The sequence below is a fragment of the Kitasatospora sp. NPDC098652 genome, from assembly GCF_044760155.1.
Taxonomy (GTDB): Bacteria; Actinomycetota; Actinomycetes; order Streptomycetales; family Streptomycetaceae; genus Kitasatospora.
This window is the reverse complement of sequence record NZ_JBIWAQ010000052.1, coordinates 1-8,043: the sequence shown is the minus strand read 5'-3', so window position 1 is coordinate 8,043 and position 8,043 is coordinate 1. Positions and strand designations below refer to the sequence as shown.

General features: G+C 76.3%; 1 protein-coding gene. It reads left to right on the top strand.

Annotated features, from left to right (window positions below; genetic code table 11):
* Positions 1 to 8,043, top strand: an 8,043-nt coding sequence (locus ACIQWA_RS40755) for an SDR family NAD(P)-dependent oxidoreductase (protein ID WP_402492213.1), incomplete at both ends; no start/stop codon positions are given.

The window sequence follows — 8,043 nt, the reverse complement described above, 5'->3', positions numbered from 1 at the left end:
CCTCCTCCACACCGGCCACACCCACTTCATCGAAACCAGCCCCCACCCCGTCCTCACCACCCCCATCCAACAAACCGCCGACACCACCGACACCGGTACGACGACCGTCACCACCGGCACCCTGCACCGCAAGCGGCCGGGCTGGACGGCATTCCTCACCTCGCTGGCACGGCTGCACACCGTCGGCGCGGACGCCGACTGGGCCCGGCTCTTCGAGGGCGCCCGGCCCCGGCGGATCTCCCTGCCGACCTACCCCTTCCAGCGGCGCCGCCACTGGCTGGAGCCCGGAACCGGTCGGCGGACCACGGCCGACACACCGCCCGACGGACCGGCCGCGGACCCGGGTGAGCAGGAGCGGGACACCGCCGCCCCGCCCCCGGTGTCCGAGGCACTGGCCGCGCTGCCACCCGCCGAACGGCGCCGGGCGCTGCTGGACCTGGTGCACCGGAACGCGGCCGCCGTCCTCGGCCACACCGGCGGCGAGGAGCCCGCCTCCGGGCGCTCGTTCAAGGAACTCGGCTTCGACTCCTCGCTCGCCGTGGAGCTGCGGAACCGGCTGGTGACGGCGACGGGCCTGGAGCTGCCCGCCGCGCTGCTGTTCAACCACCCGACGCCGCGACTCCTCGCCGATCACCTGCGCGACCGCCTCGCCGAGGCGCCCGGCACCGCCGCGCCCACGGCCGGGCACCGGCCCGACCAGCCGGCGAACGGGCCGGCCGCGGACGCCGACGATCCGATCGCGATCGTCGGAATGGCCTGCCGGTTCCCCGGCGGCGTGCGCACACCCGAGCAGCTGTGGCGGCTGGTGGAGACCGGGACGGACGCGACCTCCGACTTCCCGGAGAACCGGGGCTGGGACCTCGACGCCCTGTTCGACCCGGAGTCGGCGGCCTCCGGCACCTCCTCCGTGCGCCGCGGCGGGTTCCTCGCCGACGCCGACCGGTTCGACCCGGCGTTCTTCGGCATCAGCCCGCGCGAGGCACAGGCGATGGACCCCCAACAGCGGGTGCTGCTGGAGGTGTCCTGGGAGGCGCTGGAACGGGCCGGCATCGACCCGTTGTCGCTGGGCCGGAGCCAGACCGGCGTGTTCGTCGGCGCGATGTCCCAGGAGTACGGGCCCCGGCTGACCGAGGGCGCCGAAGGCCTGGAGGGCTTCCTGCTGACCGGTACGACGGCGAGCGTCGCCTCCGGCCGGATCGCGTACACCCTGGGGCTCCAGGGCCCCGCACTCACCGTGGACACCGCCTGCTCGTCCTCACTCGTGGCGCTGCACCTCGCGGCCCGGGCCCTGCGCAACGGGGACTGCCCGCTGGCGCTCGCGGGCGGCGTGACCGTGATGGCCTCCCCCGGGATCTTCGTCGAGTTCAGCCGGCAGCAGGGGCTGTCCGCCGACGGCACGTGCAAGGCCTTCTCCGACAGCGCGAACGGCACCGCCTGGGCCGAGGGCGCCGGGATGCTGGTGCTGGAGCGGCTCTCGGACGCGCGGCGCAACGGCCACCGCGTCCTCGCCCTGATCCGCGGCTCCGCCGTCAACTCCGACGGGGCGAGCAACGGGCTGACCGCGCCCAACGGACCGTCCCAGGAACGGGTGATCCGCCAGGCACTCGCCGACGCCGGGCTCGGACCCGCCGACGTGGACGCCGTCGAGGCGCACGGCACCGGCACCAGGCTCGGCGACCCCATCGAGGCCCAGGCCCTGATCGACACCTACGGACGGAACCGGCCCGCCGACGCTCCGCTGTGGCTGGGCTCCCTCAAGTCCAACATCGGGCACGCGCAGGCCGCGGCGGGCGTCGGCGGCCTGATCAAGATGGTGATGGCGTTGCGTCACCGGTCCCTGCCCCGCACCCTGCACGTGGACCGGCCGACCCGTCAGGTCGACTGGTCGGCGGGTACCGTCCGGCTGCTGACCGAGGCGCGGCCGTGGCCCGACACGGCCGTCCGGCGGGCGGCGGTGTCCTCGTTCGGGATCAGCGGCACCAACGCGCACCTGGTGCTCGAAGAGGCCCCCGAGGCTCCAGAGGCCCCCGAGGCTCCAGAGGCCCCCGGGATCCCCGCGGTCCGCGAGCCCGCGGCCGACGAAACGGGGGACGGCGAAACGGGGGACGGCGGCCTCCGACCCGTCACGCCCGGCGCCGACACCGCCGTACCGTGGCTGGTCTCGGCGCCCGACGAGCAGGGCCTGCGCGCCCAGGCCGACCTGCTGCGCCGCCACCTCGACACCGCCCCGGACCACGCGCTGCCCGGCATCGGCCGGGCACTCGCCACCGGCCGCCCCGCGTTCACCCACCGCGCCGTCCTCACCGGCGCCGACCGGGCCGCCCTGGCAGCCGGCCTGACCGCGCTCGCGAACGGCGAACCGGCGCCCGGCCTCGAACGGGGCACGGCGGCCGACCGGGGCAAGGTCGTGTTCGTCTTCCCCGGGCAGGGCTCGCAGTGGGCGGGCATGGCCGCCGGGCTGATGGAGTCCTCGCCGGCCTTCCGGACGGAACTCCTCGCCTGCGCCGACGCCCTCCAGCCGTACCTGGACTGGTCGGTGCGCGACGTCCTGGCCGGCGCACCGGGCGCTCCCGGGATGGACCGGTCGGACGTGATCCAGTGCACGACCTTCGCGGTCGTGGCGGCCCTCGCCGCGCTCTGGCGGGCCGCCGGGGTGGAGCCCGACGCGGTGATGGGCCACTCCCAGGGAGAGATCGCCGCCGCCTACGTCGCCGGCGCACTGTCACTGCCCGACGCCGCGCGGGTGGTCGCGCTGCGCGGACGCGAGCTGCTGCCGCTGGCGCACACCGGCGGCCTGCTGTCGGTGGCCCGCCCGCTGGACCAGGTGACCGGACTGATCGCCCGCTGGGACGGCCGGCTGACCGTGGCCGCGCTGAACGGCCCCTCCTCCACCGTCGTCGGCGGCGACCTCGCCGCCCTGGAGGAGCTGGCCGCGCACTGCGCCGAGGCCGGCGTCTGGGCCCGCCGGGTGCCCATCGACTACGCCTCGCACACCGCGCACGTGGAGGCCGTCCGGGACCGGCTCGCGGAGGTGCTCGCGCCGATCACCCCCCGCACACCGCGGACCGCCTTCCGCTCCACCGTGCAAGGGGTGCGGCAGCAGCCGTTCGAGACCGGCGCCGAGTACTGGTACCGCAACCTGCGCCACCAGGTCGAGTTCGAGCCGGTGATCCGGGAGCTGGCGGCCGAGGGCTACCGCACCTTCATCGAGGTCAGCCCGCACCCGGTGCTCACCCAGGCGATCGAGCAGACCGTGGAGGCGGCGGGCGCCGCCGGCGCCGTGGTCGCCGAGTCGCTGCGCCGCGACGACGGCGGCTGGGACCGGTTCGCGGCAGCGCTCGGTCGGGTGCACACCCAGGGCGTGCGGGTCGACTGGCGGGCCGTCCTCCGCGACGCCCCGGCGGACCCCGGCGACCTGCCGACCTACCCGTTCCAGCGGCAGCGCTACTGGATCGAGCCGGCCGCGCGCGGCGCCAACGCCCTCGGGCACCGGTTCCTGGACACCGTGACGGAACTCGCCGACGGCGAAGGGCACGTGTTCACCGGGCAGCTGTCCATCGCGACCCGGCCCTGGCTGGCCGACCACGCGCTGCGCGGCACCGTCCTGCTGCCCGGCACCGCGCTGCTGGACCTCGCCGTACGGGCCGGGTCGGAGGTGGGCTGCGGCACCGTCGACGAACTCACCCTGGAGGCACCGCTCGTCGTCCCCGAGGACGGCGAGGTCCGGCTCCAGGTCGTCGTGGGCGGCTCCGACGGGTCCGGACACCGCCCGGTGCGGCTGTACGCGCGCCAGGGCAGCGCGGAGTGGACGCGGCACGCGGCCGGGTTCGTCTCGGCCGCTGCGCCCGCCGGCCCGGGCGCGGACGTGGTCCCGGGCGGGGAGTGGCCGCCGCACGGAGCCACCGAACTCGACGTCGCCGAGCTGTACGACCGCCTCCACGAGCAGGGCTACGAGTACGGACCGGCGTTCCGGAACGTCCGGGCGGCCTGGCGGCTGGGCGAGGACCTGTTCGCCGAGGTGACCGTCCCGGCGGAACTGCGGACGGACACCGGGCGGGGTGCCCCGCACCCCGCGCTGCTCGACGCCGCGCTGCACCCGCTGGCCGCCACCGGGATGCTCCGGGGGGACTCCGGGCAGCTGCTCCTGCCGTTCGCCTGGACCGGCTTCGCGACGGGGGCGGCGGCGCAGGCCGACGCGGGCTCCGGGGCGGCTCCGGGCCGCAGCTCGGGTTCGGGTTCGGGTTCGGCACGAGGTTCGGCACTGGGTTCGGCACCGGGTTCGGGCTCCTCCGCGGGGGAGCCGCTGCGGGTCCGGCTGGCCCCGGCCGGAGCCGACACCGTCGAGGTGACCCTGACCGACGAGACCGACAGCTCGGTGCTCGCCGTCGGCACCCTCGCGCTGCGCCCCGTCGCCGTCGCACGGCTCGCCCCCGGCCGCACCGTACGGGACCTGTACACCGTGGAGTGGCGGCCGCTGCCGCTCGGCGCGCCCGAGGCCGCCCGGTGGGCCGTCCTCGGGTCCGCGCCGGCGGACGGCCCGACCGCAGAGTCCTACCCGGACCTCGCCGCGCTGCGCGAGGCGGTCGCCGGCGGCGCCCCCGTCCCCGACCTGGTCCTCGCCGGACCGCTGCACACCGACGACCTCGGGCCGGACGGCACGGCGCCCGGCACCCCCGCCGACGCCGCGCACCGGCTCACCGGGCAGGCGCTGACGCTCGTCCAGGAGTGGCTCGCCGACGAACGCCTCGCCGACGCGCGGCTGGTGATCACCACCCGGGGCGCGGCCGCCGTGGACGACACGGCGCCGGCACCGTCCCCCGCGACCGCCGCCGTCTGGGGCCTCGTCCGCTCCGCGCAGACCGAGCACCCCGACCGGATCGTCCTGCTCGACCTGGACGACGACCCGGCCTCGGCCCGCGCGGTCCCCGCCGCCGTCGGTACCGGCGAACCCCAACTGGCGCTCCGGGCCGGGACGGTGAAGGTCCCCCGGCTGGCCCCGCTCACCACGGCCGGGCCGGACGGCACCACCGCCCCCGACGGCACCACCCCCGACGGCACCGTGCTCGACGGCACCGTGCTCGACGGCACCGTGCTGCTCACCGGCGGCACCGGCGGCCTCGGCACCCTGGTCGCCCGGCACCTGGTGACCGCCCACGGGGTCCGACACCTCGTCCTCGTCAGCCGGCGCGGCCCCGCCGCCGACGGCGCCGCCGAACGGGCGGAGGAACTGCGCGCCCTCGGCTCCGAGGTCACCGTCACCGCCGCCGACGCCGCCGACCCGGAGTCGCTGGCCGCGGTGCTGGCAGCCGTCCCGGCCGACCGACCGCTGCGCGCCGTCGTCCATCTCGCCGGCGTCCTCGACGACGGGACCGTCACCTCCCTCACCCCCGAGCGGACCGGCGCCGTCCTGCACCCCAAGGCGGACGCGGCCTGGAACCTGCACGAACTCACCCGGGAGCTGCCGCTCACCGCGTTCGTGCTCTTCTCCTCCGCGATCGCCACCCTCGGCGGTGCCGGCCAGGCCAACTACGCCGCCGCCAACGCCTTCCTCGACGCCCTCGCCCAACACCGCCGCGCCTCCGGCCTGCCCGCCGTCTCACTCGGCTGGGGCCTGTGGGCCGACTCCGCCGGCATGGCGGGGCGGATCAGCGACTCCGACCAGGCCCGGCTGCGCCGCGGCGGACTCGCGGCGATGCCCGCCGAGGACGCGCTCGCCCTGTTCGACGCCGCGCTCACCGCCGGCCGGCCGGTCACCCTGCCGGCCCGGCTCGACCTCGCGGCGGTCCGGGCCGAGCACGACCGGGGCGGGATCCCCCCGCTGCTGCGCCGCCTGCTGCCCCGCACCGGCGGGCCGGCCCACGCCCGCAGCACCGCCGCGCGGCCCGCCGCGTCCGCCCGGAGGATCGCCGAACTGCCCCCGGCCGAGCGGGAGGCGGCGCTGCTCGACCTCGTCCTTGCCAAGGCCGCCGAGGTGCTCGGCCACGACGATCCCGCGACGGTCGAACCGGGTCGGGCCCTGCGCGAACAGGGTCTCGACTCCCTCACCACCGTCGAACTGCGCAACCGCGTCAACGCCGCCACCGGCCTCCGGCTGCCCGCCACCGTGGTGTTCGAGCACCCGACCGCCGCCGCGCTCGCCCGGTACCTCGGCGAGCGGATCACCGGCACCGGCCGCACCGACGAGGTCACCACCACCCGGGTGCGGAACGACGAGCCGATCGCGATCGTGGGCATGGCCTGCCGCTACCCCGGCGGCGTCCGCTCCCCCGAGGACCTGTGGCGACTGGTGACCGACGGCGTCGACGCGATCGGCGAGTTCCCCACCGACCGCGGCTGGAACCTCGACGCCCTCTACCACCCCGACCCCGACCACCCCGGCACCAGCTACACCCGCCACGGCGGATTCCTCCACGACGCCGCCGACTTCGACCCCGAGTTCTTCGGCATGAGCCCCCGCGAGGCCCTCGCCGCCGACCCGCAACAACGGCTCCTCCTCGAAACCGCCTGGGAGACCCTCGAGAACGCCGGCATCGACCCCACCACCCTGCGCGGCACCCACACCGGCGTCTTCACCGGCGTCATGTACGACGACTACGGCAACCGGCTCATGCAGGCGGCACCCGACGGCTTCGAGGGGTTCCTGCTCGCCGGCACCCAGACGAGCGTCGCGTCCGGCCGGGTGTCGTACGCGCTCGACCTCGCCGGACCCGCGCTGACCGTCAACACCGCGTGCTCCTCGTCGCTGGTCGCCCTGCACCTGGCCGCCCGCGCGCTGCGCAACGGCGAGTGCGACCTCGCCCTCGCCGGCGGGGTCACGGTGATGGCCACCCCGAACGCCTTCGTCGAGTTCAGCCGCCAGCGCGGTCTGGCCCCCGACGGGCGCTCCAAGTCCTTCGCGGCCGCCGCCGACGGCGTGGTGTGGAGCGAGGGCGTCGGCCTGCTGCTGGTCGAACGGCTCTCCGACGCCCGCCGCAACGGCCACCAGATCCTCGCGGTCGTCCGGGGTTCCGCCGTCAACCAGGACGGCGCCTCCAACGGCCTCACCGCGCCCAGCGCCGCCGCCCAGCGCCGGGTGATCCGTCAGGCCCTGGCCGGCGCCGGGCTCGCCGCCACCGACGTGGACGTGGTGGAGGCCCATGGCACCGGGACCAGGCTCGGCGACCCCATCGAGGCGGAGGCCCTGCTCGCCACCTACGGCCAGGACCGCGAACACCCGCTCTGGCTCGGCTCGGTGAAGTCCAACATCGGCCACACCCAGGCCGCCGCCGGCGTCGCCGGCATCATCAAGATGATCGAGGCGATGCGCCACGAGGTCCTGCCCAGGACCCTGCACGTCGACGCACCGTCCCCGCACGTCGACTGGAGCACGGGCAAGGTCGAGCTCCTGACCGAGAACCGCGACTGGCCCACGCACGGCCGGCCGCGCCGCGCCGCCGTCTCCTCCTTCGGCATCAGCGGCACCAACGCCCACGTCATCCTCGAACAGGCCCCCGCCGCACGGCCGGTGCCTCGGACCGAGGAACCGTCGCACCCCACCGGCACGGCCGACGCGACACCGGTCACCTGGCCGCTCTCGGCCAGGACCCCGGCCGCCCTGCGGCAGCACGCCGAACGGCTGGCGGACCACGTCGAAGCCCACCCCGAACTCACCCCCGCCGCCGTCGCCGCCACGCTCGACACCCGCGCCGGCTTCACCCACCGCGCCGCCGTCGTCGCCACCACCCGTGGCGAACTCCTCGACGGGCTGAGGGCGTTGGCCGCCGATCAGCCGGACGCCCGGCTCGTCCGGGGCACCGCTGTTCCGGGGAAGACGGTGTTCGTGTTCCCCGGCCACGGCACCCAGTGGCCCGGCATGGGCCTCGCCCTGATGGACACCTCACCCGTCTTCGCCGAACACCTCCACGCCTGCGACCAAGCCCTCCGGCCCCACACCGGCTGGTCCCTCCTCGACGTCCTGCGCGCCGAACCCGGCGCCCCCGACCTCAACCGCGTCGACGTCGTCCAACCCGCCATCTTCGCCGTCACCGTCGCCCTCGCCCGCAC